This window comes from Enterobacter sp. ECC-249 (assembly GCF_043965265.1).
GTDB classification, from domain to species: Bacteria; Pseudomonadota; Gammaproteobacteria; order Enterobacterales; family Enterobacteriaceae; genus Enterobacter; species Enterobacter quasiroggenkampii.
The window spans coordinates 4,258,010-4,284,060 of the sequence record NZ_CP143660.1 but is presented as its reverse complement, the minus strand read 5'-3'; the positions used below and the strand labels follow the sequence as shown (position 1 = coordinate 4,284,060).

Below are 26,051 nucleotides of genomic sequence, written 5' to 3'. Positions count from 1 at the left end.
ACGTTTACGCACTTGTAGGCCCGGTAAGCGTAGCGCCACCGGGCAAAAGCATCAGGCTACGGCGCAGGATACGTATAAACCTGATGCACCGCTTCAATCTCCGCTAACACCTCTTCACTCAGGTTCAGGTTGAAACTCTCAATATTGGTTTTCAACTGTTCCATCGTTGTCGCGCCCAGCAGGGTGCTGGCAACAAACGGCTGACGGCGCACGAAGGCCAGCGCCATCTGCGCAGGGTCAAGACCGTGACGCTTCGCGATATCCACATAGGCGGCAACGGCTTTCTGCGTCTGCTCGCCGCTGTAGCGGGTGAAGCGGCTAAAGAGGGTATTTCGCGCTCCGGCCGGTTTCGCGCCGTTCAGGTATTTCCCCGTCAGCGTGCCGAAGCCGAGACAGGAATAGGCGAGCAGTTCCACTTCTTCATACTGCGTCACCTCGGCCAGACCCACTTCATAGCTGCGGTTAAGCAGGCTGTACGGGTTCTGAATAGTCACGATACGCGGCAGATCGTGCTTATCCGCCAGGTGCAGATAGCGCATTACGCCAAAGGCCGTTTCGTTAGAGACGCCAATGTAGCGGATTTTTCCCGCGCGCTGGCATTCGGTCAGCGCTTCCAGCGTTTCCAGCAGCGTCACCGCGGGGGCGCTCTCATTCCAGCTGTACCCGAGCTTGCCAAAACAGTTGGTTGGCCGCTGCGGCCAGTGTACCTGGTAGAGATCGAGATAGTCGGTTTGCAGGCGCTTGAGGCTGGCGTCCAGCGCGGCGCGGATATTTTTGCGATCGAGGATCTGGTTCGGGCGGATCCCGGTATCGTTGTTGCGCGCGGGGCCGCTGACTTTGGAGGCAATCACCAGCTTTTCACGGTTGCCGCGTTTTGCCAGCCAGTTACCAACGTAGGTTTCGGTAAGTCCCTGCGTCTCAGGACGTGGCGGAACAGGATACATCTCTGCGACATCAATCAGGTTAATCCCCTGGCTGACGGCATAATCGAGTTGTGCATGGGCATCGGCTTCGCTGTTTTGTTCACCAAATGTCATCGTGCCCAACCCCAGTTGGCTAATTTCCAGAGCGCTGTGGGGGATACGGTGATAATGCATAGCCGGCTTCCTCAGTAGACATATAAACCGCGTCAGGATGTACCCGACAAAGGAATATAAACATGGCAGAGGGGAAGCAAAAGGGGAAGAAAAAAATCAAAAAGGCCAGCAAGCTACTGACCTCTCTCTGTTTATCGCTCGATAATTTGCGAGACTTCGTCGCGATTGATCTGCATTTTATTGCCTTGCTGATCGCGATAGCTGACCAGACCGGTATCATCGTCGACTTCGGGTTTACCGTCAGTCAGGATCATTCGCCCATCTTTTGTCGCCATAACGTAATCACTACTACATCCGGATACGGCAAATGCTAAACCGACTGCTGAAACTAACACTGCCCATTTTTTCATCGTTATCGTCCTCATCTGGCTCGTATCAAATCATAGTTTAGTTTTAACCCGATATGGCAACAGGAGGAAGCGGTAAAATCTTAAAAAGCAGTCGATTATGTTTGAGAGCTCGCAAAATAAGTAAAAAACTATGTTTTTAACAGGAAATGACGGGCAAGGAGTGCGCCGGTGAAATTCTTTTTTAGATAAAAACCGCGCGGCAACGTCAGTATCGGCTCACCCTGCGCGCCGATTGCCTCGGTAAGCGCTTTACTATTGGCCGCTTTTGGGCGCAGCTGTAATACCTCTCCGTGTCGGGCGGTGATGCGCTCTACCTGCCCAAGAACAATCATGTCCATCAGCTCCTCCCAGTCCAGACGAAGCTGACGCTCCTCATCGTCGTCCGGGCTCCAGAGCAGCGGCGCGCCAACGCGACGCTCAGCCAGGGGGATCTGACGCTCACCTTCGACTGGTACCCACAACACGCGCTTCAGCTTATGGCGAACGTGACTGGTTTCCCAGGTCACGCCGGTGTTGCCGGTTAATGGCGCAACGCAAACAAAGGTGGTCTCAAGGGGTTTGCCCTGGCTGTCTATTGGGATGGTTTTTAACTCCACGCCAAGCGCTGCAAAATCCTGCTCCGGTTTGCTCCCTGCGCTGGCACCCAGCCATAGCTCAAGCAGCATGCCGATCCAGCCTTTATCCCGTTTCAGATCCTTCGGGATCTGAAGCCCTGCCATTGCCGCCAGCTCGCCAAGCGAAAAGCCTGCAAGACGCTGTGCCTGCTGTAGCAACTGGTCTTCGCTGGACGGCGGTGAGAGCAAGGGTGTAAGCGGATGCATGAAGGTAACCTTTTGATTAAAAAATAAACGAAGAAATTGTCCCCTGTGGATAGAGTTTAACTATTTCTGTACCAATAATCCATGTCTATGATTTATAGGTTTTTTTATGGGTTTTAAATCGTTTCACCAGACTCAGAAAACCGGTTGTTCAAATCTGGTCACTGACAATGAACAGGATCTTACACCATGTTATCCACAGAAAAATGGGATAACTGGGCATAACCCTGACTACTGTTTCAATTTACAGCCTTGACGTGCGATGAAAATCGAATTTTCAAACAAATTGTGACTAACTTATTTGCACAATCTGTGGATAAAACCGACGCTGTTCGATCTTTCATCAGCGCGACGATCCGTGATGTGATGATCGTCACGCTATCCTTTTTTGCCTTCATGAAAATGTATTTAACAATATGAAAATAAATGAATTATCGAATTCTGGTGAAAGAGGGGATAGGGCAGCGTTTAAGGTTGTTCATCGGTAATCAGACACTTCTTCACAACTATATCCACAGAAAAGGTGAATAAAATTCCCTTCACTGCCTCTCATCTGTTCATAACTCAGCACTTATTTGTGAGTTATTCAATTGTTATTAGGTTGCAGGCCTGTAAGAGAGTGGTTTACCGCCTCCCTGTAGTGTGAAACAATCATTCATATATAAGGTTTAGTTTGGGGTAGTCCGGTGATTGATGACGATGGCTACCGCCCGAACGTAGGAATAGTAATTTGTAATCGTCAGGGTCAGGTAATGTGGGCCCGGCGATATGGTCAGCACTCCTGGCAGTTCCCGCAAGGCGGGATCAATCCGGGAGAGTCCCCAGAACAAGCGATGTACCGGGAGCTTTTTGAAGAGGTCGGTTTAAGCCGAAAAGATGTTCGCATCCTGGCTTCGACCCGCAACTGGTTGCGTTACAAGTTACCGAAACGTTTGGTGCGTTGGGACACAAAGCCGGTTTGTATCGGCCAGAAACAGAAGTGGTTTCTGTTGCAGTTGGTGGGCAACGATTCAGACATCAATATGCAAACCAGCAGTACGCCGGAGTTCGATGGCTGGCGCTGGGTGAGCTATTGGTATCCTGTTCGTCAGGTCGTGTCATTTAAACGCGATGTTTACCGTAGGGTGATGAAAGAGTTTGCAAGTGTGGTCATGCAGCTTCAGGAGATCCCGCCTAAGCCGCAGAGCGCACCTGCATGGCGACGTAAAAGAGGTTAAGCTACGCAAATCATGCTCACCCGCTTGCGAGAAATAGTCGAGAAGGTGGCCAGTGCTCCGCGTCTGAACGAGGCGCTGAATATTCTGGTCACTGACATCTGTCTTGCGATGGAGACCGAGGTCTGTTCGGTGTATCTGGCCGACCACGATCGCCGCTGCTATTACCTGATGGCGACCCGTGGTTTGAAAAAACCACGTGGACGCACCGTCACGCTGGCATTTGATGAAGGTATCGTGGGGCTGGTTGGGCGACTGGCTGAACCCATTAACCTTGCTGACGCGCAAAAACACCCCAGCTTTAAATACATCCCCTCCGTAAAAGAAGAGCGCTTCCGCGCTTTCCTTGGCGTGCCGATTATCCAGCGTCGCCAGCTGCTCGGCGTGCTGGTTGTCCAGCAGCGTGAGCTACGTCAGTACGACGAGAGCGAGGAGTCTTTCCTCGTCACGCTGGCCACGCAGATGGCGGCGATCCTCTCTCAGTCTCAGCTTGCCGCGCTCTTTGGTCAGTATCGCCATACGCGCATTCGTGCCCTTCCGGCATCGCCAGGCGTAGCGATTGCTGAAGGCTGGATGGACGCCACGCTGCCCCTGATGGAGCAGGTTTACGAAGCCTCAACGCTTGATGAAGCGCTTGAGCGCGAACGTCTGACCGCCGCGCTGGAAGAGGCGGCGAATGAATTTCGTCGTTACAGCAAGCGTTTTGCCGCAGGCGCACAGAAAGAGACGGCGGCCATCTTCGACCTCTATTCGCACCTGCTCTCCGACGCGCGTCTGCGTCGTGAGCTTTTTGCGGAAGTGGATAAAGGCTCGGTCGCGGAGTGGGCGGTTAAGAAGGTTATCGAAAAATTTGCCGAACAATTTGCGGCATTGACCGACGGTTACCTGAAAGAACGGGCTGGCGATCTCCGCGCCCTGGGACAGCGCCTGCTGTTCCATCTTGATGACACCATTCAGGGGCCGAATGCCTGGCCAAAACGGTTTGTTCTGGTCGCCGATGAACTGTCGGCAACGACGCTGGCTGAGCTGCCTCAGGACAGGCTGGCCGGTGTGGTGGTGCGCGATGGCGCCGCCAACTCGCATGCCGCCATTATGGTGCGCGCGCTGGGTATTCCAACCGTTATGGGAGCGGATATCCAGCCGTCGGTACTGCACCGCCGTACGCTGGTGGTTGACGGCTATCGCGGAGAGCTGCTGGTCGATCCTGAGCCGGTTCTGCTTCAGGAGTACCAGCGTCTTATCAGCGAAGAGAATGAATTAAGCAAGCTGGCGGAAGATGACGTTAACCTGCCCGCCCAGCTTAAGAGCGGAGAGCGGATTAAAGTCATGCTCAACGCCGGTTTAAGCCCTGAGCATGAAGAAAAGCTTGGCAGCCGCATCGACGGTATTGGCTTATACCGTACTGAAATTCCATTTATGCTGCAGAGCGGTTTCCCCTCAGAAGAGGAGCAGGTGGCGCAGTATCAGGGGATGCTGCAGATGTTTAACGACAAACCTGTCACCCTGCGAACCCTGGACGTCGGGGCGGATAAACAGCTGCCCTATATGCCGATCAGCGAAGAAAACCCGTGCCTGGGCTGGCGTGGGATCCGCATTACGCTCGATCAGCCGGAGATCTTCCTGATCCAGGTCCGTGCGATGCTGCGCGCCAACGCGGCGACGGGTAATCTCAGCATCTTACTGCCGATGGTCACCAGCATTGATGAGATCGACGAGTCCCGGCGACTGATCGAACGTGCAGGCCGTGAAGTGGAAGAGATGATCGGCTATGCGATCCCGAAACCGCGGATCGGTGTGATGCTTGAAGTGCCGTCTATGGTCTTTATGCTGCCGCAGCTGGCAAACCGCGTTGATTTTATCTCTGTCGGCACGAACGACCTGACGCAATATATTCTGGCCGTCGATCGTAACAATACGCGTGTCGCCAGTATCTACGACAGCCTGCATCCGGCGATCATTCGCGCCTTAGCGATGATTGCCCGTGAAGCGGCTCAGTACGGCATTGATTTACGCCTGTGCGGTGAAATGGCCGGCGATTCAATGTGCGTAGCGATCCTGATTGGTCTGGGATACCGCCATCTGTCGATGAACGGTCGCGCTGTCGCACGCGTGAAGTACCTGCTGCGGCATATCGACATCGATGATGCCCGCGAGCTGGCAGAACGCAGCCTTGAGGCGCAGCTGGCAACTGAGGTTCGTCATCAGGTCGCGGCGTTTATGGAACGGCGCGGTATGGGCGGCCTGATCCGCGGCGGTCGCTAAAGCCTTTCTCCCTTTCCCTTGAGGGAGGGGGCTGGGGTGAGGGCATCAGCGCGCATAAAACCCTATACACATCTTTTACATCTCTGGCGCATCCTCCGCGCCCGCCTTATGCTATGATTCGCAACTTTGGAGCCTCTGCTTACGGCAGAATCGCATTTCTACCGCTGTCCACTTTCAGCGGAATAACAACATCTTGTGGTGACAGATGAACAGTGGTTATCTGCATTTTCCGGAATTTGATCCGGTCATTTTCTCAGTAGGACCTGTTTCGCTTCACTGGTACGGTCTGATGTACCTGGTGGGCTTCATTTTTGCCATGTGGCTCGCTGGCCGTCGCGCCAGTCGTCCGGGCAGCGGCTGGACGAAAAACGAAGTTGAAAACCTGCTCTATGCGGGCTTCCTCGGCGTGTTCCTCGGTGGCCGTATTGGGTACGTGCTGTTCTATAACTTCCCGGTATTCCTGAACGATCCGCTCTATCTGTTCCGCGTGTGGGACGGCGGCATGTCCTTCCACGGCGGCCTGATTGGGGTGATCCTGGTAATGGTGATTTTTGCCAAACGCACCAAACGCAACTTCTTCCAGGTTTCAGATTTTATCGCACCGCTGATCCCGTTTGGTCTGGGCGCCGGCCGTCTGGGTAACTTTATCAACGGTGAGCTGTGGGGCCGCGTCGACCCGAGCGTGCCGTACACGATGCTTTTCCCGGGCTCCCGCGCAGAAGATATCGCGCTGTTGCCATCACACCCGGAGTGGCAGTCCATCTTTGATACCTACGGCGTTCTGCCGCGCCATATGTCTCAGCTTTACGAGCTGGCGCTGGAAGGCGTGGTGCTGTTTATCATCCTTAACCTGTTTATCCGCAAACCGCGTCCGATGGGCGCTGTCTCCGGCCTGTTCCTGATTGGCTATGGCGCATTCCGTATTATCGTCGAGTTCTTCCGTCAGCCAGACGCACAGTTCACCGGTGAATGGGTACAGTACATCAGCATGGGGCAGATCCTCTCCATTCCGATGATTGTCGCGGGTGCCATAATGATGATTTGGGCGTATCGTCGTCGTCCACAGCAACAAATTTCCTGAGGAACCATGAAACAGTATCTTGAATTGATGAAAAAAGTGCTCGATGAGGGCACGCCGAAAAACGACCGCACCGGTACCGGTACGCTCTCCATTTTTGGCCACCAGATGCGCTTCAATCTGCAAGAAGGCTTCCCACTGGTGACGACAAAGCGCTGCCACCTGCGCTCGATCATTCATGAACTGCTCTGGTTCCTGCAAGGCGATACTAACGTTGCGTATCTGCACGAAAATAACGTCTCAATCTGGGACGAGTGGGCAGATGAAAATGGCAACCTGGGCCCGGTTTACGGCAAGCAGTGGCGCGCCTGGCCTACGCCTGATGGTCGCCATATTGACCAGATCACAACCGTGATGAACCAGCTGAAAAACGATCCGGACTCGCGCCGAATCATCGTTTCCGCCTGGAACGTCGGCGAGCTGGATAAAATGGCGCTGGCACCGTGCCACGCGTTCTTCCAGTTCTATGTGGCGGATGGAAAGCTTTCCTGTCAGCTCTACCAGCGCTCCTGTGACGTGTTCCTCGGCCTGCCGTTTAACATTGCCAGCTATGCGCTGTTGGTCCACATGATGGCGCAGCAGTGCGACCTGGAAGTGGGTGATTTTGTCTGGACCGGTGGCGACACCCATCTTTACAGCAACCATATGGAACAGACGCATCTCCAGCTGACCCGCGAACCGCGTGCGCTGCCGAAGCTGATTATCAAGCGCAAACCGGCATCAATCTTCGATTACCGCTTTGATGATTTCGAGATTGAGGGCTATGACCCGCATCCGGGCATCAAAGCGCCCGTCGCTATCTGATGCGATAAAGCGTGACACAACCGGTGCTCTTTAGCGCCGGTTTTTTTTCGCCTTTCTCTCGTTTCCCGAAGCGCTATCCAGAAAGCGTGTAACGCGCTGCAACTCACTCAATTCTTCGGATAACGCCTCGTAAAACGAGGATCCGTCGCTCGTCATGTTCACGGCGCTTCGCCACACTGCCGGTATGAAAAAAGAGAACGGTTTTACGCTTATCGAAACGCTGGTCGCGATTTCGATTGTCGTCATCCTTAGCGCCTCAGGTCTTTACGGCTGGGACAGCTGGCAACGGCAGCAGCGGCTGTGGCAAACCGCCAGCCAGGTGCGAGATTACCTGCTGTTTCTGCGCAACCATGCAAACCGCCACAACCGCGATCATCAAATTACCCGTCAGCGGATGGGGGACCGGGACTGTCTGGCGAGCTCTGCCGTGCAAGGCTGTGAGAAGGGCAGTCCCTTTGTACTGATTCCACTCTGGTCTGAGGTCGAGGTCAGTGAGGTCACGCCGTCGCTCGCGTTCTATGGATTAAGGGACACGGCATGGGCAGGGCGGATACGCGTTCAAAGCCGTGCAGGAGCATGGCTGATTATTGTCTCAAATGGAGGACGCATCAGAATGTGTAAATTCTCGGAGGGAGGTGCATGTCTATGAAGCAGCGCGGTTTCTCACTGACTGAAGTGCTGATTGCCACGGCGATAAGCAGCCTTTTGCTGATATGCGCTTCGCGTTTTTTACCCGGCTTGCAGCGGGCGGTCTTAGTGCAATCTGGCCAGAGACAACTGGAGGAAGAGGTCTGGCACCACCTTTTTGCCTTGGGCAAACAGCTTCAGCGTGCAGGGTACTGCGCGGGAAACTGTCAGGGACAGGCGCTGGTGACTGCCAGGCAAGGAAGTTGCGTTATTGTGCGGTGGGATGCCAACAGTAACGGCAACTGGGATAACAGCGCATCAGAAAATGACAGCACCGGCTTTCGTCTGGAGTCGGGCGCGCTTGAAACCCAGCGTGGAGCGACCTCATGCGAAGGAAAAGGATGGGAAAAGCTTACTGACCCGGGCAGACTTACTATCGCGCGTTTCGTTGTGAGGAGAGTTGAACATGCCGGTTTTGCGCCAGAGGTGAATATCGAACTGGCCGCGATTCATAAAGGCGAGCAGGGGGAGCCATGGCAGGCGTTGTATACGGTTACGGGGTACAACCTGTGAATCGACAACGCGGCATATCTTCGCTGGCGCTGGTTCTGCTTTTACTGGTGCTCGGCACCCTGATCCTCACGGGTCTCAATCAGCAGCTCACAACGTTTAGTGTGCTCGTTGGCGGCGAGAGCCGCTCGCTTCAACAGCAGGCGACGGTACAGTCAGCGCTTGAGTGGGGACGGGTTCAGAGCTGGTCGTCAGAGCCCCAGGTTCAGTGCAAAAAGACACCTGCGTGGCAGGTATGTTTGCGCCTGCTGAGCGGGGGGCGCGCGTTGCTGATTGCCGGAGAAAGTGACCTGCTGCTCTGGCGAGCAGCAGAGATTGTCGACGGGAACGTTCGCTTTTCGCTTCACGGCTGGAGTGATTTTTGTCCCCTTAAGGAGCGCGCGTTATGCCAGCTGCCGTGAGCAAAGAAAAAGGGTTTAGCATGGTGGAAGTCCTGCTGGCGATGATGCTGCTGGTAATCGTCGTGACGGCTCTGTCTGGTTATCACCGGGCGCTGGCGGCTCGGTTTACCCTGTTTAACCAGTATCGCCAGCTCTGGCACCATGCCTGGAATCAGTCCCAGCTTTCAACAAATGTTCTTCCCGCAGGCTGGCAGGCCAGTCGGGTGCAGACAACGCGCGCAGGATGTGTCAGCATCACGGTTACACTCATTTCTCCTCTGGGGCGGCGCGGTGAGATAACGCGTCTGCATTGCCCGGTTAGCCAGTAGTCGGGAGCGTCTATGTTAAGGGTCTACCACTCAAATCGTCTGGATGTGCTGGAAGCACTGATGGAATTTATCGTTGAGCGCGAGCGGCTTGACGATCCTTTTGAGCCTGAAATGGTGCTGGTGCAGAGCACCGGTATGGCGCAGTGGCTGCAAATGTCGCTTTCCCGTAAATTTGGCATAGCCGCGAATATTGATTTCCCGCTGCCCGCGAGCTTTATCTGGGAGATGTTTGTCCGCGTGTTGCCGGACATCCCGGAGCAGAGCGCCTTCAACAAGCAGAGCATGAGCTGGAAGCTCATGGCGCTGCTGCCGGAAATGCTGCAGCACGATGAATTTGCCATGCTGCGCCACTACCTCAATGACGACACCGATAAGCGCAAGCTGTTCCAGCTGGCGTCGCGCACCGCCGATCTCTACGACCAATACCTTGTTTATCGCTCTGACTGGTTAATTCGTTGGGAAGCGGGCGAGTTGATTGAAGGGCTGCCGGAGGCGCAAATATGGCAGGCACCGCTGTGGAAAGCGCTGGTTGAGCATACGGAGAAACTTGGCCAGCCTAAGTGGCACCGTGCCAACCTGTACGAGCGATTTATCTCTTTACTGGAAAATGCGTCGGAGCGCCCGGCCCGACTGCCGTCACGCGTCTTTATCTGCGGGATATCCGCATTACCCCCTGTTTATCTGAAGGCGTTAAATGCGCTGGGTAAGCATATTGATATCCATATTTTATTTACCAACCCCTGCCGACAATACTGGGGGGATATCCTCGACGAACGTTGGCTTGCCCGGCTGGTTACCCGCCAAAGAAAACGCCTTTTTGAAGAGCGTGCCGTCCCGCTGTTTAAAGACGGCTCAACTGCCGGGCAGCTTTTCGATGAAGACGGTATCCAGAACCTGCCCAATCCGCTGCTTGCCTCATGGGGAAAGCTGGGGCGTGACTATATTCATATGCTCTCAGACATCACTTCATCAGGTGAAGGCGACGTGGATGCCTTTGTCGATATTGCCCCGGATAGCCTGCTGCATCATATTCAGCTGGATATCCTCGATCTGGAAAACCGTGCCGTCATGGGCGTGACGGCGAACGAGTTCGAACGCAGCGACAGCAAGCGGAAGCTGGAGGCTGACGATCGCAGCATCACGATCCATGTTTGCCATAGCCCACAGCGTGAGGTCGAAGTGCTTCACGACCAGCTGCTGGCGATGCTGCAGGAGGACCCCGACCTGACGCCACGCGATATCGTGGTGATGGTGGCGGATATCGACAGCTACAGTCCCTTTATTCAGGCCGTCTTTGGCAGTGCGACGGGCGAGCGATACCTGCCTTACGCTATCTCTGACCGTCGTGCCCGCCAGTCGCATCCGGCATTGCAGGCATTTATCACCCTGCTTTCGCTGCCGGATAGCCGCTTTATCTCCGAGGATGTCCTTGCGTTGCTGGATGTTCCCGTGCTGGCTGCACGCTTCAACATCAATGAAGAGGGCCTGCGCTACCTTCGCCAGTGGGTGAATGAGTCTGGCGTTCGCTGGGGGATCGATGACGATAACGTTCAGGAGTTCGAACTACCCCCAACCGGGCAGCACACGTGGCGATTTGGCCTGACGCGTATGCTGCTGGGCTACGCCATGGAGAGTAGCCAGGGCGAGTGGAACGAGGTGCTGCCTTACGATGAGTCCAGCGGGTTAATTGCTGAACTGGTCGGGCATTTAGCGTCACTCCTGATGCAGCTTAACCGCTGGCGATATGCGCTGTTGCAGCCGCGTCCACTTGAAGAATGGCTCCCGGTCTGCAGGGCGTTACTCAATGATTTCTTCCTGCCAGACAGTGACACCGAAGCGGCAATGGCGCTCATTGAAACGCAGTGGCAGGCTATCATTGACGAAGGCGTGAATTCCCACTATCAGGAGGCCATCCCGCTGTCTCTGTTACGGGATGAGCTGACGCAGCGGCTCGATCAGGAGCGAATCAGCCAGCGTTTCCTGGCAGGCCCCATCAATATCTGCACCCTGATGCCCATGCGTTCTATTCCGTTTAAAGTGGTCTGTCTGCTTGGCATGAACGACGGCATCTATCCGCGCGCGCTGCCGCCGCTGGGGTTCGACTTGATGAGCGCAAACCCAAAGCGGGGCGACCGTAGCCGCCGTGATGATGACCGTTACCTCTTCCTTGAGGCACTCATTTCTGCCCAGAATAAGCTCTATATCAGCTATATCGGCCGTTCCATTCAGGACAACAGCGAGCGTTTCCCCTCCGTTCTGGTGCAGGAGCTGGTGGACTATATCGGCCAGAGCCACTATCTGCCGGGAGATGAAGATCGCAACTGCGATGAAAGCGAGCAAAGGGTTAAAGCCCATATCACCTGTTTCCACAGCCGCATGCCGTTTGACCCGGTGAACTATATTGCCGGCGAGCGCCAGAGCTATGCCCATGAGTGGTTACCGGCGGCGAAAAAAGAGGGGAATGCGCATACTGATTTCATTCAGGAACTTGACCCGCGCCCCATCGACACCCTGACCTTCGAGCAGCTTCAGCGGTTTTGGGCACATCCGGTGCGGGCCTTCTTCCAGCAACGATTGCAGGTCAACTTCCGTTCTGAAGAGAGCGAAATTCCGGATGCAGAGCCTTTTACGCTGGAAGGGCTGGAGCGCTATCAGCTAAACCTCCAGCTGCTGAATGCGCTGGTTGAAGAGGAAGACGCTGACAAACTTTATCGCCGCTACCGTGCTGCAGGGCAGTTGCCCTATGGAGCGTTCGGGGAAATTGTCTGGGAGGCGCAGTGTCAGGAGATGACCGCCCTGGCAGAGCGCGTAAGAGCGTGCCGACAGCCGGGCAAAAGTATTGAAATCGATCTCAACTGCAATGGCGTAGAGCTCACGGGCTGGTTAACTCAGGTTCAGCCGGATGGGCTGCTGCGCTGGCGGCCCTCTATGCTGAGCGTTTCACAGGGGTTGCAACTCTGGCTGGAACATCTTGTCTACAGTGCGGGTGGTCATGAAGGTGAAAGCCGGATTTTCGTGCGCAAAGAGGGCGAGTGGCGCTTCCCGCCGATGGAGTCTGAACAGGCGTTACGGTATCTGTCTTTGTACATTGAGGGCTACCGTCAGGGAATGAACAAACCGCTCCTGTTACTGCCGGAAAGTGGCGGGGCGTGGATAAAAGCCTGTTATGACGCGCAGAATGATGCGATGTTAACGGATGAGTCTTCGCTGCAGAAAGCACGCAGTAAATTTATGCAGGCCTACGAAGGTAACATGATGGTGCGGGGAGAAGGTGAAGATGTCTGGTATCAGCGCTTATGGCGAACCCTTGAGCCAGAGTACTTCGAGGCTATCACGGAAGAGGCGCAGCGCTACCTGCTGCCATTGTTTAAATTTAATCAGTCCTGAGTGCTGTATAAAAATTGCGCAGCATGGGGTGTTCATTTATGATGCACTTCTTATCACGGACTGATGTACCCAATAAAGAGATGTTGGCGTGTCCAGCACGCAATGTGTTAATGATGTAGCCGTGATAAAGAGGTCGTAATGCCAGGCAGCACCTTGTTTAAAGCGTTTGTTTTGTTTGTCGCCCTCTGTGCACCTGTCACTCAGGCAGACTCCGGTTGGCAACCCGTTCAGGAAACTATCCGTAAGAGCGAAAAAGATACCCGTCAATATCAGGCTATTCGTCTTGATAACGGCATGACCGTACTGCTGGTTTCCGATCCGCAGGCGGTGAAATCCCTGTCGGCATTAGTGGTGCCGGTTGGATCGCTGGAAGATCCTGACGCTCATCCTGGTCTTGCGCACTATCTGGAACATATGACGCTGATGGGGTCAAAAAAATACCCGCAGCCAGATAGCCTGTCCGAATTTCTGAAGATGCATGGCGGCAGCCACAATGCCAGTACGGCACCGTACCGCACGGCCTTTTATCTCGAAGTCGAAAATGATGCGCTGGAAGGGGCGGTCGATCGCCTTGCTGATTCTATCGCCGCGCCGTTGCTGGATAAAAAATACGCCGAACGTGAACGCAATGCGGTGAATGCCGAGCTGACCATGGCCCGCACGCGAGACGGTATGCGCATGGCGCAGGTCAGTGCAGAAACCATCAACCCTGCGCACCCGGGCTCGCGCTTCTCCGGCGGTAACCTGGAAACTTTGAGCGACAAACCCAACAGCCCGGTGCTGGATGCCCTGCACGCGTTTCGCGATAAATACTACTCAGCCAACCTGATGAAAGCGGTCATCTACAGCAATAAACCGTTGCCAGAACTGGCAGGCATGGCGGCTAAAACGTTTGGCCGGGTGCCGAATAAAAATATCGACCTGCCGCAAATAAACGTTCCGGTGGTCACGGATGCGCAAAAAGGCATCGTGATCCACTACGTTCCTGCCATGCCTCGTAAAGTGCTGCGCGTGGAATTCCGCATTGATAACAACACCGCACAGTTTCGCAGTAAAACCGATGAGCTGGTGACCTACCTGATCGGTGACCGTAGCCCGGGCACGCTGTCTGACTGGCTGCAAAAACAGGGGCTGGTGGAAGGTATTCGCGCCGATTCCGATCCGGTTGTGAACGGCAATAGCGGCGTGCTGGCGATCTCCGCGACGCTGACAGACAAAGGACAGGCCAACCGCGATGAGGTCGTGGCGGCTATCTTTAGCTACCTCGCTTTACTGCGCGAGAAAGGCGTTGATAAGCGCTATTTTGATGAACTTGCGCACGTGCTGGATCTCGATTTCCGCTACCCGTCCATCACCCGAGACATGGATTACGTTGAGTGGCTGGCGGATACCATGATCCGCGTGCCGGTGGAACATACTCTCGACGCGGTGAATATTGCCGACCGGTATGACGCAGAGGCGGTAAAAGCCCGCCTGGCGATGATGACGCCGGAGAATGCCCGCATCTGGTACATCAGCCCGAACGAACCGCATAACAAGACGGCCTATTTTGTCGATGCTCCTTATCAGGTGGATAAAATCAGCGCTCAGACCTTCGCCGACTGGCAGAAAAAGGCCGGGGAAATTGCGTTGAAGCTGCCGGAGCTGAACCCCTATATTCCGGATGACTTCTCGCTGATCAAAACAACTAAAGATTACCCGCACCCGGAACTCATCATTGATGAGCCAACGCTGCGCGTCGTGTATACCCCAAGCCGCTATTTCGCCAGTGAGCCTAAAGCCGATGTCAGCGTGGTGCTGCGTAACCCGAAAGCGATGAACAGCGCTAAAAATCAGGTGATGTTCGCGCTCAATGACTATCTCGCCGGGATTGCGCTCGATCAGCTTAGCAACCAGGCGGCCGTGGGCGGCATCAGCTTCTCTACCAACGCCAACAACGGTTTGATGCTCAATGCAAACGGCTATACCCAGCGCTTGCCTCAGCTGTTCCAGGCCCTGCTGGAAGGGTATTTCAGCTACACGCCGACGGAAGAGCAGCTTGAGCAGGCCAAATCGTGGTATGCGCAGATGATGGATTCTGCCGAGAAAGGCAAAGCTTACGATCTGGCGCTTATGCCAGCGCAAATGCTGTCGCAGGTTCCTTATTTCCAGCGTGAGGATCGCCGCGCGCTGCTGCCTTCCATCTCCTTAAAAGACGTGCTGGCGTACCGCGATGCGCTGAAAACCAACACGCGCCCGGAGTTCCTGATCGTCGGCAACATGAGTGAGGAGCAGGCCAAAACCCTGGCGGAGGATGTTCGCACACAGCTTGGTTCGAAAGGTGACGAGTGGTGCCGCAACCAGGACGTGCTGGTTGAGAAAAAACAGAATGTGATTTTTGAAAAGGCGGGCAACAGTACGGATTCCGCGCTGGCCGCGGTCTTTGTGCCAACGGGCTATGATGAATTCGCCAGCTCAGCGCAGAGCGCCGTGCTGGGGCAAATTATTCAGCCGTGGTTCTATAACCAGTTACGCACAGAAGAGCAGCTTGGCTACGCGGTATTTGCCTTCTCCATGAACGTAGGCCGACAGTGGGGGCTTGGCTTCCTGCTGCAAAGCAGTGATAAACAGCCGGCGTATCTCTGGCAGCGTTACCAGGCCTTCTTCCCGCAGGTGGAAGCAAAACTGCGCGCCATGAAGCCGGAAGAATTTGCCCAGATCCAGCAGGCCGTCATCGCGCAGGTGATGCAGCCGCCGCAAACGCTGGGTGAAGAAGCCTCGCAGCTGAGCAAAGATTTCGATCGCGGTAATCTGAAATTTGATTCGCGTGATAAAGTAGTGGCCGAGATAAAACAGCTGACGCCGCAAAAGGTTGCCGACTTCTTCCATCAGGCGGTCATTAAGCCGCAGGGAATCACCATCCTGTCTCAGGTTTCCGGTAGCCAGAACGGGAAAACGGAGTATGTGAACCCGAAAGGCTGGAAAGTCTGGAAAAGCGTCAGCGCGCTGCAGCAATCTATGCCCTGGAGTAAGAAAGAATGACCGATACCGCTGAGTCCCTTGATCCCTTACGTTTACCTCTGCAGGGTGAACGATTGATTGAAGCCTCAGCGGGAACGGGAAAAACCTTCACCATCGCCGCCCTCTATCTGCGTCTGCTGCTGGGGCTTGGCGGCAACGCAGCTTTTCCACGCCCCTTAAGCGTGGAAGAGCTGCTGGTGGTAACCTTCACCGAGGCCGCTACAGCTGAGCTGCGGGGCCGTATTCGTACCAATATCCACGAGCTGCGCATCGCCTGTCTCCGTCAGAGCACGGATAATCCCCTCTACGCGAGCCTTCTGGAAGAGATTGCCGATAAGCAACAGGCCGCCCAGTGGCTGCTGCTCGCTGAACGGCAGATGGACGAAGCGTCCGTCTTTACCATTCACGGTTTTTGCCAGCGCATGCTGAGCCTGAATGCGTTCGAGTCCGGTATGCTGTTCGAACAGCAGCTTATTGAAGATGAATCCGTGCTTCGCTATCAGGCCTGTGCGGATTTCTGGCGTCGCCACTGTTACCCGTTACCGCGCGATATCGCCGAAGCGGTACATGCGTTGTGGAAAGGACCGGAGGCGCTGCTGCGCGCGATCGATCGTTATCTGCAGGGGGAAGCGCCGGTCATCAAATCCCCGCCGCCGGCAGATGAAACCCTGGCCTCACGGCATGAAAAAATCATCGCGCAGGTTGCTGACATCAAGCAAAAATGGATAGAGTCCGTTGGCGAGATTGACGCCATCATCGAAAACTCCGGGATTGACCGACGCAAGTTTAACCGTGGCAATCAGGGAAAATGGATCGACAAGATCAGCGCCTGGGCGCAGGAAGAGACGCGAGGCTACCAGCTCCCGGACGCGCTGGAGAAATTCTCCCAACGTTTCCTGGCTGAGCGGACCAAAGCCGACGGCATTGTGCCTGAGCATCCTCTGTTTGTGGCGATTGAAAACCTGCTGGCGGAGCCCCTCACGCTCAACCATCTGATGATCGCCCGCGCGATGACCGAAATTCGTGAAGCCGTCGCGCGCGAGAAACGCCGCCGGGGGGAACTGGGTTTCGACGATATGCTGAGTCGCCTTGATGCGGCGCTGTGCAGTGAAAACGGCGAAGCGCTTGCCGCCGCGATTCGCACCCGTTTCCCGGTGGCGATGATTGACGAATTTCAGGACACCGACCCACAGCAGTACCGCATTTTTCACCGTATCTGGCGCCAGCAGCCCGACACCGCGCTGCTGTTAATTGGCGATCCGAAACAGGCCATCTACGCCTTCCGCGGTGCGGATATTTTCACCTACATGAAAGCCCGCAGCGAGGTTGACGCGCACTACACGCTCGATACCAACTGGCGCTCCTCTCCCGGCATGGTGGAAAGCGTCAACGCGCTGTTTAGCCGCATGGATACGGCGTTTATGTTCCGGGAGATCCCGTTTCAGCCGGTAAAATTTGCCCCGAAAAATGCCTCGTTGCGCTTCGAGTTTAACGGAGTGACGCAGCCTGCCATGAACTTCTGGCTGCTGGATGGGGAAGGCTGCGGCGTTGCCGACTATCAAAATGCCATGGCCCAGCACTGTGCCGCGCAAATCCGTGACTGGCTCAGCGCGGGGGCGCGCGGTGAAGCGCTGCTGTGGAAGGGGGATAAACCAACCCCTGTAAAGGCATCAGACATTACGGTACTGGTGCGTAGCCGTCAGGAGGCCGCGCTCATCCGCGACGCCCTGACGTTACTGAATATCCCCTCCGTCTACCTCTCAAACCGCGACAGCGTCTTTGAAACGCTGGAGGCGCAGGAGATGCTTTGGCTGCTACAGGCCGTGCTGGCCCCGGAGCGGGAAAGTACGCTGCGCAGCGCATTAGCCAGCGCGATGCTCGGACTGAACGCGCGCGATATTGATGCGCTCAACAATGACGAAGCCGCGTGGGATGCCGTGGTAGAAGAGTTTGTTCGCTATCGCGAAAAATGGCAGAAGCGCGGCGTGATGGCGATGGTGCGCGAGCTCATGGCACAGCGCCATATTGCGGAGAATATGCTGGCGACAGCAGGTGGCGAGCGGCGTTTGACCGATATTTTACACATCAGCGAACTGTTGCAGGAAGCGGGTACGCAGCTGGAGAGCGAGCACGCCCTGGTGCGCTGGCTGGCGCAGCAGATTGCCGATCCGAACAGCAATTCCTCCAGCCAGCAGATGCGCCTCGAGAGTGATAAACATCTGGTGCAGATCGTCACCATCCACAAGTCGAAAGGCCTGGAATATCCGCTGGTCTGGCTACCGTTTATCGCCAATTACCGCGTGCAGGATCAGGCTTTTTACCACGATCGCGAGTCGTTTGAGGCGGTGCTCGATCTCAGCAACGCGGAGTCCAGCGTTGAGCTGGCAGAGGCCGAACGTCTGGCGGAAGATTTACGCCTGCTCTACGTGGCGCTAACCCGCTCGGTCTGGCACTGCAGCCTGGGTGTTGCGCCGCTGTTCCGGCGTCGGGGCGAAAAGAGCGGGGAGAGCGATTTTCATCTGAGCGCGCTGGGGCGGCTTATTCAGCAGGGTGAACCCAAAGACGCGGCGGGCCTGCGCCAGTGCATCGAATCCCTATGCTCTGAGCATGTTGCCCTGCATATTCCTTCGCTGCCCGACAACAGCCGCTGGCACATGCCGGAGCCGCACGAGTCAGATCTCCATGCCCGTCGGGTGATACGCACTATTGCGGACGACTGGCGCGTGACCAGCTACTCCGGCTTACAGCAGCACGGGCAGAGTATTGCGCAGGATCTGATGCCAAAACTGGACGTGGATGCCGCAGGCGCCGGTAGCGTACCCGTTGAGCCGGTGCTGACGCCGCACCAGTTCCCGCGCGGCGCCTCGCCGGGCACGTTTTTGCACAGCCTGTTTGAAGAGCTGGATTTTACCCAGCCGGTTTCCGAAGAGTGGGTGCTAAAGATGTTACAGAGTGGCGGCTACGACGCACAGTGGCAGCCAGTTCTCACCGACTGGATCCGCGCGGTTCTGCACGCGCCGCTCACCGCGCAGGGGATCTCGCTTAGCCAGTTGACCGCCAAAGATAAGCAGGTGGAGATGGAGTTTTACCTCCCTATCGCCAGTCCGCTCAGGGCCGAGGCGCTTGATGCGCTGATCCGCGAGTACGATCCGTTATCCGCCGGGTGCCCTCCGCTGAACTTCCGCCAGGTGCAGGGGATGCTAAAAGGCTTTATCGACCTCGTTTTCCGCCACGAAGGGCGCTACTACCTGCTGGATTACAAATCGAACTGGCTGGGCGAAGACAGCACAGCCTATACCCAACAGGCGATGGCATCGGCTATGCAAATGCATCGCTACGATCTGCAGTACCAGCTTTACACCCTGGCGCTGCATCGTTACCTGCGCCATCGTATTGCCGATTACTGCTACGACGCCCATTTTGGCGGCGTGATTTACCTGTTCCTGCGAGGCGTGGACGCCAACGACCCGCGTTCCGGCGTCTTTAGCACGCGTCCGGCTGTGGAACTGATTGAAAAAATGGATAACCTGTTTGCTGCAGGCACGGAGGAGGTGGCATGACGATGCAGGCGCTACTGCTTGACGCGGTTGAACAACGATTACTGCGCCACCTGGATGTGCAGTTCGCCATGATGGTGGCAGGCGAGGAGCCTGCCGTCATGCTTGCCGCCGCTATTCTGAGCAAAGACGCGGGGGAAGGGCACGTATGTCTGCCGCTGTCGCGTCTGGCGGTGGATGAGAAAATGCCTCCGGCTTTACAGGCGTGTTTCGCGCTGCTGGGTGACGCCGTGGACTGGCAGGGGATTTTACTTAGCTCGCCTGCCGTGAGCGGAGCCGATACCGGGACGCCGATGATCCTGGTCGGCGAGCGTTTGTATCTTAACCGGCTGTGGCGTAACGAACTGACGGTAGCGCGCTTCTTCAGCGAGACCAACGCCCCGCTTCCCTGCGATGAAGCGCAGCTCCGGCAAACGCTGGATACGCTGTTTTCCTCTGACGAGGCGACAGACTGGCAGAAAGTGGCGGCAGCCGTGGCCTTAACGCGACGGATCTCGGTGATTTCTGGCGGCCCGGGCACCGGGAAAACGACTACAGTGGCAAAACTGCTTGCTGCGCTGATTCAGCTATCGGGTGAGCAAAAGTGCCGTATTCGCCTGGCGGCCCCCACCGGTAAAGCGGCGGCGCGTCTGACGGAGTCGTTAGGCGGCGCGCTGCAAAAGCTGCCGCTAACCGGGGATCAGCTTGCGCTTTTCCCTAGTGAAGCCAGCACGCTGCACCGTTTGCTTGGCGCACAGCCAGGTAGCCAGCGTCTGCGCTACCACGCCGGTAACCCGCTGCACCTGGATGTGCTGGTGGTGGATGAAGCGTCGATGATTGACCTGACGATGATGTCGCGTTTGATCGATGCGCTACCGCCGCACGCGCGCGTCATTTTCCTCGGCGATCGTGACCAGCTCGCCTCCGTGGAGGCGGGGGCCGTACTGGGCGATATCTGCACCTATGCCAGTCTGGGATATACCGCTGAACGCGCTCAGGAGCTAGCCCGCCTCACAGGATGTACGCTCACCTCTGAAAGCCACTCGCTTGCGGGCGCGCTGCGCGACAGCCTGTGCCTGCTGCAAAAAAGCTATCGTTTCGGCAGAGACTCCGGCATCGGCCAGCTTGCGGCGGCAGTTAACCGGGGTGACCGGCGCACCACCACTGCTGTATTTGACGGAACCTATACGGATATTGAGAAAAAATCGCTGCAAAGCGGGGAAGAGTATCAGGCGATGCTTGATGACGCCCTGCAGGGGTACCAGCGCTTTCTGACGGGCGTACAACAGCAAAGTACGCCGGAGCAGGTCATTGCCGCGTTTGGTGAATATCAGCTGCTCTGTGCGCTGAGGGAAGGCCCCTTTGGCGTCCGGGGTCTGAACGACAGGCTGGAACAGCTGCTGGCGCAAAAACGCAAAATTAACCGTACCCCGCACTCGCGCTGGTATGAAGGGCGACCGGTGATGATCTCCCGCAACGACAGCGCGCTGGGGCTCTTTAACGGGGATATCGGGATTGCGCTCGACTGCGGCCAGGGCCTGCGCGTCTGGTTCCAGATGCCGGACGGCAGCGTGAAGTCCTTCCAGCCCAGCCGTTTGCCCGAGCATGAAACCGCCTGGGCGATGACGGTACATAAATCTCAGGGCTCCGAATTTAACCACGCGGCGCTGATCCTGCCCACGCAGCTTTCCCCCGTCATTACCCGCGAGCTGATCTATACCGCCATTACGCGCGCGCGCCAGCGTCTGTCGCTGTATGCCGATGAGCGGGTGCTGGTGCAGGCGATCGCCACCCGCACGGAACGCCGAAGCGGGCTGGGCGCGATATTTGAGTCCCTCTGAACGAACGCCCTCGCCGGACGGTGAGGGCGTCGTATTATCCCAGGTCAGCCATCAGCACTTTTGAACGACGCTGATAGTTGTACATCTCTTTCTTCGTTTCCGGCAGCGAATCGATATCCACCGGCGTGAACCCGCGCTCCTGGAACCAGTGAATGCTGCGCGTCGTCAGGACGAACAGCTTGCTCAGCCCCATCTGGCGCGCCTGTGCCGCCACGCGCTCAAGCAGCATTTCGCCGCGTGAAGAGCTTCGGTAATCAGGATGCACCGCCACGCAGGCCATTTCGCCGATCTTCTCTTCCGGGAACGGATAGAGCGCGGCGCAGGCGATGGTCAGGTTATCACGCTGAATAATGGTGAATTTGTCGATCTCCATCTCCAGCTGCTCGCGTGAGCGACGCACCAGAATACCCTGCTGTTCCAGTGGGCGAATCAGCTCCAGAATACCGCCGATGTCGTTGATGGTGGCGCGGCGAATCTGCTCCGCACTCTCCATCACAATCTGCGTACCAATACCGTCGCGGGAGAAAAGCTCCTGCAGCAGGGCCCCGTCTTCCTGATAGCTGATCAGGTGGCTGCGGCGCACGCCGCTGCGGCAGGCCTTCACGGCGCCACGCAGGAAGCGCACGGTGCCGGAGTGGTAATCGCCTTCGGCTTCCAGCGCCTCCACGCGGGCCTGGGCTTCATTCGGGAAGAGTTCCGGCACGATCGTTCCTTCATCGTTCACGACGCCCTGGGACGAGCAAAACCCAATCATTTTTTCCGCCTTCAGCTTGATCGCCAGCTGCGTGGCGATCTCTTCGGACGTCAGGTTAAAGCTTTCGCCGGTCACGGAAACGGCGACCGGGCCCATCAGCACGATGGCGCCGCTGTCCAGCTGGCGGTGAATGGCTTCTTCATCAATACGACGAATGCGGCCGCTATGGCAGTAATCCACGCCATCGTCCACGCCGAGCGGCTGGGCAATGATGAAGTTGCCGCTCACGACGTTGATATGCGCGCCCTGCAGCGGCGTGTTGTTGAGGCTCATGGAGAGGCGAGCGGTAATATCCAGCTGCAGCAGACCTGCCGCCTGCTTCACCAGCTCAAGGGTTTTGGCATCCGTGACGCGGGTATGCTTGTGGTAAATCGGCTCGTGGTGGTGAGCGGCCAGGTTGGCGTCGATCTGCGGTCGCGCGCCATAGACCACCACCAGGCGGATCCCCAGGCTGTGCAGCAGGCCAATGTCATTGACGATGCTGGAAAAATTTTCATGCTCAATGGCTTCGCCGCCAAGCATGATGACAAACGTTTTTCCCCGATGGGCGTTGATATAGGGAACAGAATGGCGGAATCCCTGGACCAGTTCGGTTCTACGTTCCTTCACCATGGCACAACCCTTAATGAATGTTTATTCGTAATTTCTGTATTTTTATTCGATTGTGGCCGCGTGTGCAAGCGCAAATTTTCCGCGACCCACAGAAAATGATAAGTAATCCGTGCGTTAGCGTATGATTGTTTACCCTTTTATAGATGACAGTTTATGCGTCATTCGTTAAAGTTTTCGGTCAATCTGGACTTTTTGTATATCAGTCAGTGTTCTTGCTCGGGAGAAGCATGTCGGGATCCAATTCAGCAATAAGCCGCCGCCGTTTGTTAAAAGGGGCAGGGGCAATGTGGTTGCTTAGCGTCAGTCAGGTCGGTCTTGCCGCCACCAGTCAGGTCGTGGCGGTGCGCGTCTGGCCATCGTCGACCTATACGCGCGTGACGGTCGAATCCAATCGCGTGCTGAAATATAAGCAATTTGCCCTCAGCAACCCGGAACGTGTGGTGGTGGATCTCGAAGGCGTTAACCTCAACTCCGTGCTGAAAGGGATGGCGGCGCAAATCCGCGGCGACGATCCGTTTATTAAATCGGCGCGCGTCGGGCAGTTCGATCCGCAGACCGTGCGCATGGTGTTTGAACTGAAGCAGAACGTTAAGCCGCAGCTGTTTGCCCTCGCGCCTGTTGCGACCTTCAAAGAGCGTCTGGTGATGGATCTCTACCCGGCCAATGCGACGGATATTCAGGATCCGCTTCTTGCCCTGCTGGAAGATTACAATAAAGGCGATCTGCAGCGTCAGGTTCCCCCTGCGCAAAGCGGTCCGCAGCCGGGGAAAGCAGGGCGCGATCGTCCGATTGTGATCATGCTCGATCCAGGCCACGGCGGCGAAGACTCCGGCGCTGTGGGGAAATATCGCACGCGTGAAAAAGACGTGGTGCTGCAAATTGCCCGCCGTCTGAAGGCCTTAATCGATAAAGAAGGCAATATGCGCGCCTATATGACGCGTAATGAGGACGTCTTCATTCCGCTGAAGGTCCGGGTGGCGAAAGCGCAGAAGCAGCGCGCCGATTTGTTCGTGTCGATACATGCGGATGCGTTTACCAGCCGTCAGCCAAGTGGCTCGTCGGTGTTTGCGCTATCAACGAAAGGCGCGACCAGTACCGCCGCGAGATACCTGGCGGACACCCAGAACGCCTCGGACCTGATCGGTGGCGTGAGCAAAAGCGGCGACCGCTACGTCGACCACACTATGTTCGATATGGTGCAGTCGCTGACCATTAACGACAGCCTGAAGTTTGGTAAAGCGGTGCTGGGCAAGCTGGGCAACATCAATAAGCTGCATAAAAACAGCGTTGAACAGGCCGGGTTTGCGGTACTCAAGGCGCCGGACATCCCGTCCATTCTGGTAGAAACCGCGTTTATCAGTAACGTGGAAGAGGAGCGTAAGCTCAAGACGGCAAAATTCCAGCAGGAGGTTGCGGAGTCGATTCTGGCGGGGATTCGCGCGTATTTCTCTGACGGGGCGACGCTGGCGCGGCGCGGGTAAACCTTTCAGCCGGGTTCACGCCCGGCAAATTCACAAACGACAGATACAAAAAAACACCCTTAAGGGTGTTTATTGTTTTAGAAGTGTTGGTTGCGGGGGCCGGATTTGAACCGACGACCTTCGGGTTATGAGCCCGACGAGCTACCAGGCTGCTCCACCCCGCGTCCGTCTTTCTACTCTTGTAGAAGCTTACTTCTTCAAATTTGATTGGTTGCGGGGGCCGGATTTGAACCGACGACCTTCGGGTTATGAGCCCGACGAGCTACCAGGCTGCTCCACCCCGCGTCCGTCTTTTTGCTTCGTATTTCAAACCACATCTGCGTTGACTTTCCTCGTTCACCTTAGTCACTTACTAGTGTAAGTTCCTAAGGATTCACTGCGTCGTCGCCTTGCTGTGATTCGAACTACTTCGCAAAAATTTCTACTGTCGTAGAAGATACTTCATCAAATTTTAATTGGTTGCGGGGGCCGGATTTGAACCGACGACCTTCGGGTTATGAGCCCGACGAGCTACCAGGCTGCTCCACCCCGCGTCCGTGGATGCGCACTATACTCGGATAGGTTTGTGATGCAACCCCTTTTTCACATTTATCATGATTTTGTATGCAAATTGAACGACATGGCGTTGTTTGGACTATTTTTTGCGCAAAATTTGCCAAAGGGCATGCGATCGCATTTCATTAGCCCTGGCGGTTTGTTATCTTCATCACGCGGAAATGGGCAACTTAAAGACGAGATATAATGAAAGGACGTTGGGCGAAGTATCTGATGGCGGGCGCAATGGTAGCGATTCTTGCGGCCTGTTCTTCCAAACCGACCGATCGCGGTCAACAGTATAAAGACGGGAAGTTATCCCAGCCTTTCTCTTTAGTTAATCAGCCTGATGCGGTCGGCGCACCGATTAATGCCGGTGATTTCTCCGAGCAGGTCTACCAGATCCGCAACGCGTCGCCGCGTCTGTATGGCACCCAGAGTAGCGTGTATAACGCAGTCCAGGACTGGCTGAAAGCAGGTGGCGATACGCGCAACATGCGCCAGTTTGGTATCGACGCGTGGCAGATGGAAGGAGCCGATAACTACGGCAACGTTCAGTTTACCGGCTATTACACCCCGGTTATCCAGGCACGACACTCCCGTCAGGGCGAATTCCAGTATCCTATCTACCGTATGCCGCCAAAACGCGGTCGTCTGCCGTCTCGTGCTGAGATCTACGCCGGTGCGCTGAGCGAAAACTACGTTCTGGCCTACAGCAACTCCCTGATGGATAACTTCATCATGGACGTGCAGGGCAGCGGTTACATTGATTTTGGCGACGGTTCGCCGCTTAACTTCTTCAGCTATTCCGGTAAAAACGGCCACGCCTATCGCAGTATCGGCAAGGTGCTGATCGACCGCGGCGAAGTGAAGAAAGAAGACATGTCGATGCAGGCTATTCGCGAGTGGGGCGAGAAACACAGCGAAGCCGAGGTGCGCGAGCTGCTGGAGCAGAACCCGTCGTTCGTCTTCTTCAAACCGCAAAACTTCGCGCCGGTGAAAGGGGCGAGTGCGGTACCGCTGATTGGCCGCGCGTCGGTAGCATCGGATCGTTCGATTATTCCTGCTGGCACCACGCTGCTGGCAGAGGTCCCGCTGCTGGACAACAACGGCAAGTTCAACGGCCAGTATGAGCTGCGTCTGATGGTGGCGCTGGACGTCGGCGGGGCGATTAAAGGCCAGCACTTCGACATCTACCAGGGTATTGGCCCTGATGCAGGCCATCGCGCGGGCTGGTATAACCACTACGGACGCGTGTGGGTACTGAAGGCGGCGCCGGGCGCTGGAAACGTATTCAGCGGCTGATTGTGGTATTCTGAGCGCAATACGGATTACTGTTCAGGGTGAGGAAAACCTCACCCTTTTTACATCTGAGGT

At 56.0% G+C, this 26,051-nt stretch carries 18 protein-coding genes and 3 tRNA genes; 14 read left to right on the top strand and 7 right to left on the bottom strand.

Annotation, left to right across the window (positions count from 1 at the left end):
- Positions 1–56: 56 nt before the first annotated feature.
- The 3 genes from V1587_RS20325 to mutH all read right to left on the bottom strand — a co-directional run bounded on the left by V1587_RS20325 (position 57) and on the right by mutH (position 2,268).
- Entirely contained in the window at positions 57–1,097 is a 1,041-nt protein-coding gene (locus V1587_RS20325) for an NADP(H)-dependent aldo-keto reductase (RefSeq protein WP_371897889.1), read from the bottom strand.
- Positions 1,098–1,228: 131 nt separating this feature from the next.
- On the bottom strand, positions 1,229–1,447 hold the full coding sequence (locus V1587_RS20320) for a YgdI/YgdR family lipoprotein (protein WP_032643191.1): 219 nt from the start codon (positions 1,445–1,447) through the stop codon (positions 1,229–1,231).
- Positions 1,448–1,575: 128 nt separating this feature from the next.
- Entirely contained in the window at positions 1,576–2,268 is a 693-nt protein-coding gene (gene mutH, locus V1587_RS20315) for a DNA mismatch repair endonuclease MutH (protein ID WP_371897890.1), read from the bottom strand.
- A gap of 683 nt (positions 2,269–2,951) precedes the next feature.
- Here mutH and rppH point away from each other — a divergent pair.
- The 12 genes from rppH (at position 2,952) to recD (ending at position 21,293) form a co-directional block, all read left to right on the top strand.
- Positions 2,952–3,482: an RNA pyrophosphohydrolase gene (gene rppH / locus V1587_RS20310; protein WP_013098553.1), complete on the top strand. Its 531-nt coding sequence runs from the start codon at positions 2,952–2,954 to the stop codon at positions 3,480–3,482.
- Between the two features lie 12 nt (positions 3,483–3,494).
- On the top strand, positions 3,495–5,741 hold the full coding sequence (ptsP, locus tag V1587_RS20305; RefSeq protein ID WP_371897891.1) for a phosphoenolpyruvate--protein phosphotransferase: 2,247 nt from the start codon (positions 3,495–3,497) through the stop codon (positions 5,739–5,741).
- Positions 5,742–5,946: 205 nt separating this feature from the next.
- The gene (lgt, locus tag V1587_RS20300) at positions 5,947–6,822 is read left to right on the top strand and encodes a prolipoprotein diacylglyceryl transferase (protein ID WP_023309046.1); all 876 of its coding nucleotides are present in this window, start codon (positions 5,947–5,949) and stop codon (positions 6,820–6,822) included.
- Positions 6,823–6,828: 6 nt separating this feature from the next.
- On the top strand, positions 6,829–7,623 hold the full coding sequence (thyA, locus tag V1587_RS20295; protein ID WP_014885081.1) for a thymidylate synthase: 795 nt from the start codon (positions 6,829–6,831) through the stop codon (positions 7,621–7,623).
- Positions 7,624–7,807: 184 nt separating this feature from the next.
- Entirely contained in the window at positions 7,808–8,272 is a 465-nt protein-coding gene (locus V1587_RS20290; protein WP_371898024.1) for a prepilin peptidase-dependent protein, read from the top strand.
- Positions 8,263–8,823: a prepilin peptidase-dependent protein gene (locus tag V1587_RS20285; protein ID WP_371897892.1), complete on the top strand. Its 561-nt coding sequence runs from the start codon at positions 8,263–8,265 to the stop codon at positions 8,821–8,823. The genes V1587_RS20290 and V1587_RS20285 overlap by 10 nt, the downstream gene beginning before the upstream one ends.
- A complete protein-coding gene (locus V1587_RS20280; RefSeq protein ID WP_395314471.1) occupies positions 8,820–9,221 on the top strand; it encodes a DUF2509 family protein in 402 nt (133 codons plus the stop codon). Before V1587_RS20285 ends, V1587_RS20280 begins: the two co-directional genes overlap by 4 nt.
- Entirely contained in the window at positions 9,206–9,529 is a 324-nt protein-coding gene (locus V1587_RS20275; protein WP_371897894.1) for a prepilin-type N-terminal cleavage/methylation domain-containing protein, read from the top strand. The genes V1587_RS20280 and V1587_RS20275 overlap by 16 nt, the downstream gene beginning before the upstream one ends.
- A gap of 12 nt (positions 9,530–9,541) precedes the next feature.
- Positions 9,542–12,916, top strand: a complete 3,375-nt coding sequence (gene recC / locus V1587_RS20270; protein ID WP_371897895.1) for an exodeoxyribonuclease V subunit gamma — start codon at positions 9,542–9,544, stop codon at positions 12,914–12,916.
- A 138-nt stretch (positions 12,917–13,054) separates the two neighbouring features.
- Positions 13,055–15,937, top strand: a complete 2,883-nt coding sequence (ptrA, locus tag V1587_RS20265; RefSeq protein ID WP_395314470.1) for a pitrilysin — start codon at positions 13,055–13,057, stop codon at positions 15,935–15,937.
- Positions 15,934–19,476 (top strand): exodeoxyribonuclease V subunit beta, encoded by a 3,543-nt coding sequence (gene recB, locus V1587_RS20260; RefSeq protein ID WP_395314469.1) that lies wholly within the window; start codon positions 15,934–15,936, stop codon positions 19,474–19,476. Before ptrA ends, recB begins: the two co-directional genes overlap by 4 nt.
- Complete coding sequence (gene recD / locus V1587_RS20255) at positions 19,473–21,293, top strand: exodeoxyribonuclease V subunit alpha (protein WP_371897898.1); 1,821 nt, start codon at positions 19,473–19,475, stop codon at positions 21,291–21,293. The genes recB and recD overlap by 4 nt, the downstream gene beginning before the upstream one ends.
- A 34-nt stretch (positions 21,294–21,327) precedes the next feature.
- Here recD and argA read toward each other — a convergent pair whose 3' ends face one another.
- Complete coding sequence (gene argA / locus V1587_RS20250; RefSeq protein WP_008499655.1) at positions 21,328–22,659, bottom strand: amino-acid N-acetyltransferase; 1,332 nt, start codon at positions 22,657–22,659, stop codon at positions 21,328–21,330.
- 227 nt (positions 22,660–22,886) lie between these two features.
- Between argA and amiC the strand changes: the two genes are divergently transcribed.
- Complete coding sequence (gene amiC, locus V1587_RS20245) at positions 22,887–24,140, top strand: N-acetylmuramoyl-L-alanine amidase AmiC (RefSeq protein WP_021242006.1); 1,254 nt, start codon at positions 22,887–22,889, stop codon at positions 24,138–24,140.
- An 87-nt stretch (positions 24,141–24,227) separates the two neighbouring features.
- On the opposite strand, the gene V1587_RS20240 is transcribed toward amiC, so the two are convergent.
- The 3 genes from V1587_RS20240 to V1587_RS20230 form a co-directional block, all read right to left on the bottom strand.
- A tRNA-Met gene (locus V1587_RS20240) sits at positions 24,228–24,304 on the bottom strand.
- Between the two features lie 44 nt (positions 24,305–24,348).
- Positions 24,349–24,425: transfer RNA gene (locus V1587_RS20235), tRNA-Met, on the bottom strand.
- Positions 24,426–24,596: 171 nt separating this feature from the next.
- A tRNA-Met gene (locus tag V1587_RS20230) sits at positions 24,597–24,673 on the bottom strand.
- 208 nt (positions 24,674–24,881) lie between these two features.
- On the opposite strand from V1587_RS20230, the gene mltA reads away from it, so the two are divergent.
- On the top strand, positions 24,882–25,979 hold the full coding sequence (mltA, locus tag V1587_RS20225; RefSeq protein ID WP_023309035.1) for a murein transglycosylase A: 1,098 nt from the start codon (positions 24,882–24,884) through the stop codon (positions 25,977–25,979).
- Positions 25,980–26,051 lie beyond the last annotated feature (72 nt).

Excerpts from the sequence above, each read along its gene's own strand:
- V1587_RS20325 (WP_371897889.1), bottom strand. The coding sequence starts at position 1,097 with ATGCATTATCACCGTATCCCCCACAGCGCTCTGGAAATTAGCCAACTG.
- V1587_RS20320 (WP_032643191.1), bottom strand. The coding sequence starts at position 1,447 with ATGAAAAAATGGGCAGTGTTAGTTTCAGCAGTCGGTTTAGCATTTGCC.
- mutH (WP_371897890.1), bottom strand. The coding sequence starts at position 2,268 with ATGCATCCGCTTACACCCTTGCTCTCACCGCCGTCCAGCGAAGACCAG.
- ptsP (WP_371897891.1), top strand. The coding sequence starts at position 3,495 with ATGCTCACCCGCTTGCGAGAAATAGTCGAGAAGGTGGCCAGTGCTCCG.
- lgt (WP_023309046.1), top strand. The coding sequence starts at position 5,947 with ATGAACAGTGGTTATCTGCATTTTCCGGAATTTGATCCGGTCATTTTC.
- thyA (WP_014885081.1), top strand. The coding sequence starts at position 6,829 with ATGAAACAGTATCTTGAATTGATGAAAAAAGTGCTCGATGAGGGCACG.
- V1587_RS20290 (WP_371898024.1), top strand. The coding sequence starts at position 7,808 with ATGAAAAAAGAGAACGGTTTTACGCTTATCGAAACGCTGGTCGCGATT.
- V1587_RS20285 (WP_371897892.1), top strand. The coding sequence starts at position 8,263 with ATGTCTATGAAGCAGCGCGGTTTCTCACTGACTGAAGTGCTGATTGCC.
- V1587_RS20275 (WP_371897894.1), top strand. The coding sequence starts at position 9,206 with ATGCCAGCTGCCGTGAGCAAAGAAAAAGGGTTTAGCATGGTGGAAGTC.
- recC (WP_371897895.1), top strand. The coding sequence starts at position 9,542 with ATGTTAAGGGTCTACCACTCAAATCGTCTGGATGTGCTGGAAGCACTG.
- ptrA (WP_395314470.1), top strand. The coding sequence starts at position 13,055 with ATGCCAGGCAGCACCTTGTTTAAAGCGTTTGTTTTGTTTGTCGCCCTC.
- recB (WP_395314469.1), top strand. The coding sequence starts at position 15,934 with ATGACCGATACCGCTGAGTCCCTTGATCCCTTACGTTTACCTCTGCAG.
- recD (WP_371897898.1), top strand. The coding sequence starts at position 19,473 with ATGACGATGCAGGCGCTACTGCTTGACGCGGTTGAACAACGATTACTG.
- argA (WP_008499655.1), bottom strand. The coding sequence starts at position 22,659 with ATGGTGAAGGAACGTAGAACCGAACTGGTCCAGGGATTCCGCCATTCT.
- amiC (WP_021242006.1), top strand. The coding sequence starts at position 22,887 with ATGTCGGGATCCAATTCAGCAATAAGCCGCCGCCGTTTGTTAAAAGGG.
- mltA (WP_023309035.1), top strand. The coding sequence starts at position 24,882 with ATGAAAGGACGTTGGGCGAAGTATCTGATGGCGGGCGCAATGGTAGCG.